Here is a 2,585-nt window from a genome sequence, read left to right as displayed (position 1 = left end):
TCCTTTGCGGCCGGGAGCTGTGCGTCCCACGCCTCCTGGTAGCCCTCCTCGTTCTCAAACGGGTCCAGGCCCTGCGCCTGCAGCTTCGCGTCCAGCAGAATTTCCGGGTTGCCGCCCAGCACGATGTCCGTACCGCGGCCGGCCATGTTGGTGGACACGGTCACGCGGCCCGGCAGGCCGGCCTCGGCGATGATGCGGCCCTCTTCCTCGTGGTGCTTCGCGTTGAGCACGTTGTGCTTCACGCCCTTGCGGGTAAGCAGCTGCGACAGGTACTCGGAGCGCTCCACCGAGGTGGTGCCCACCAGCACCGGCTGGCCCTTCTCCGAGTGCTCTGCAATGTCCTCGGCCACGGCCGCGAACTTGGCCTCCTGCGTCTTGTAGATCAGGTCGTCGCGGTCCTGGCGCTGGTTCGGACGGTTCGGCGGGATCTGCACGACGTCCATCTTGTAAATCTGGTGCAGCTCGGCCGCCTCGGTCTCGGCGGTACCGGTCATGCCCGCCAGCTTGTCGTACAGGCGGAAGTAGTTCTGGAGCGTGACGGTAGCCAGCGTCTGGTTCTCGTTCTTGATCTCCACCTGCTCCTTGGCCTCAATGGCCTGGTGCATGCCCTCGTTGTAGCGGCGGCCGGCCAGCACGCGGCCGGTGAAGCCGTCCACGATCATGACCTCGCCCTGGCGGACGATGTAGTCCTTGTCGCGCTCGAAGAGCTCCTTCGCCTTGATGGCGTTGTTGAGGTAGCTCACCAGCTGCGAGTGCTCCGGCGCGTAGAGGTTGGTAATGCCCAGCTGGTCCTCGACGAACTCCACGCCGTCCTCAGTAATACCGATGGTGCGCTTGCGGTGGTCCACCTCGTAGTGCTTCCCCTCGCGCATGCGCGGTGCCAGCTGCGCGAAGACGGTGTAGTACTGGCTCGAGCCGTCGACGGGGCCGGAAATAATCAGCGGCGTACGCGCCTCATCGATGAGGATCGAGTCGACCTCATCCACGATGGCGTAGTTGTGGCCGCGCTGCACCATGTCGTTCATGGAGCGCGTCATGTTGTCGCGCAGGTAGTCAAAGCCCAGCTCGTTGTTGGTGCCGTACGTAATCGCGGCCGCGTAGGCCTTCTTGCGCTCGTCCGGGCGCATCTCGGAGAGGATCACGCCCACGTCCAGGCCGAGGAAGTGGTGCACACGGCCCATCATTTCCGCGTCACGCTTGGCCAGGTAATCGTTGACCGTGACGATGTGCACGCCCTTGCCGGACAGGCCGTTGAGGTATGCGGGCAGCACCGAGGTCAGGGTCTTGCCCTCACCGGTCTTCATCTCGGCGACGGAGCCGAAGTGCAGCGCCGCACCACCCATAATCTGCACTTTGTAGTGCTTCTGCCCCAGCACGCGCCACGACGCCTCGCGGGCGGTGGCAAACGCGTCGACGAGGATGTCGTCCAACGACGCGCCCTCCTCAACCTGCTGCTTGAACACGTCAGTCTTCGCCTTGAGCTCCTCGTCGGTCAGGGCCTCGTATTCACCTTCCAGCGCCATGACCTGGTCAGCAATCTTGGCTAAGCGCTTGACGGTGCGCCCTTCACCGGCGCGGAGCAACTTGGAAAGTCCAAACACGTTGTGCGAATCCTTCTTGAGTCAGTTCTTGGCGTAGCGAATGCGAAAAAACGCGTTCTACGTGGAGTTCATTATGGTGTACCAACGGGCAATTGTACGCATATTCCTCCAGCTGTTGGCAACCACCGGCCTGACTGTCCGGTAAAAGGTTGATGTGAGCGCAGGGGCGCATGCTTATCGACGCCCCCGAGCCCCCCTCCCCTCCGCCACCGCATACAACAACCGCCCGCGCACCCCGTGCGAACTCGGGATGCGCGGGCGGTACAGCCGGCGTCAGCGCTTAGGCCTCGGCGTCCGCGAGGACGATCAGGCCGTAATCGTAGGCGTGGCGGCGGTACACCACGGACGGGCGCTTGGACTCCTCATCCACAAAGAGGAAGAAGTCGTGGCCCACCAGCTCCATCTCGGAGAGGGCCTCGTCCACGCTCATCGGGGTGGCGGGGTGCTCCTTGCGACGCACGACCTGGCCCGGCTCCACGTCCTCAATGGTGGCCGCGTACGGGTCAACGTCGTAGTTATTCTCCGCCTTGTTGCGTGCCTCCTCGGCCTCCTGCGCCAGCTCAGCGGCGATCTGGCCGGTGGACTTCGGCGCGCGATGGCCGGACCGGGCAACCTGGCGACGGACCTTCACCTTGCGCAGGGAGCGCTCCATCTTGCCCAGCGCGGACTCGAGCGCGGCGTAGAAGCTGTCCTCCTTCGCCTCGGCGCGGGCGAGGTGGCCCTTGCCGGTTGCGGTGATCTGCACGCGCTGCGCCTGCGCCTCGCGGCGCGGGTTGGGCTCGTGCTGCAGCTCGACGTGGAAGAAGGTAAGCGACGGGTCAAGCTTTTCCACCTTGGCCAGCTTGGCGTTCACGCGCTCTTGGAAGTGCTCAGGGACATCGACATTTCGGCCGGTGATGGTCACCTGCGCGTTGGGGCTCAGGCTGTCGTGTTGGTCTGCAGAAGTCATCTGCGTCCTCCCTTGAGTAGTAGGAACTCGGTCTA

At 64.2% G+C, this 2,585-nt stretch carries 2 protein-coding genes; both read right to left on the bottom strand.

Features of this window, described 5'->3' with window-relative positions; genetic code table 11:
• A partial coding sequence (secA, locus tag EAW56_RS11685) for a preprotein translocase subunit SecA (RefSeq protein WP_122086726.1) occupies nucleotides 1–1,601 on the bottom strand: 1,601 nt, incomplete at its 3' end.
• 280 nt (nucleotides 1,602–1,881) lie between these two features.
• Complete coding sequence (gene hpf, locus EAW56_RS11680; RefSeq protein ID WP_095536395.1) at nucleotides 1,882–2,550, bottom strand: ribosome hibernation-promoting factor, HPF/YfiA family; 669 nt, start codon at nucleotides 2,548–2,550, stop codon at nucleotides 1,882–1,884.
• Nucleotides 2,551–2,585 lie beyond the last annotated feature (35 nt).

It is taken from the genome of Corynebacterium gottingense, from assembly GCF_003693265.1.
GTDB lineage: Bacteria > Actinomycetota > Actinomycetes > Mycobacteriales > Mycobacteriaceae > Corynebacterium > Corynebacterium gottingense.
The sequence above is the reverse complement of the archived record's forward strand: the minus strand, read 5'-3'. Positions and strand labels throughout refer to the sequence as shown.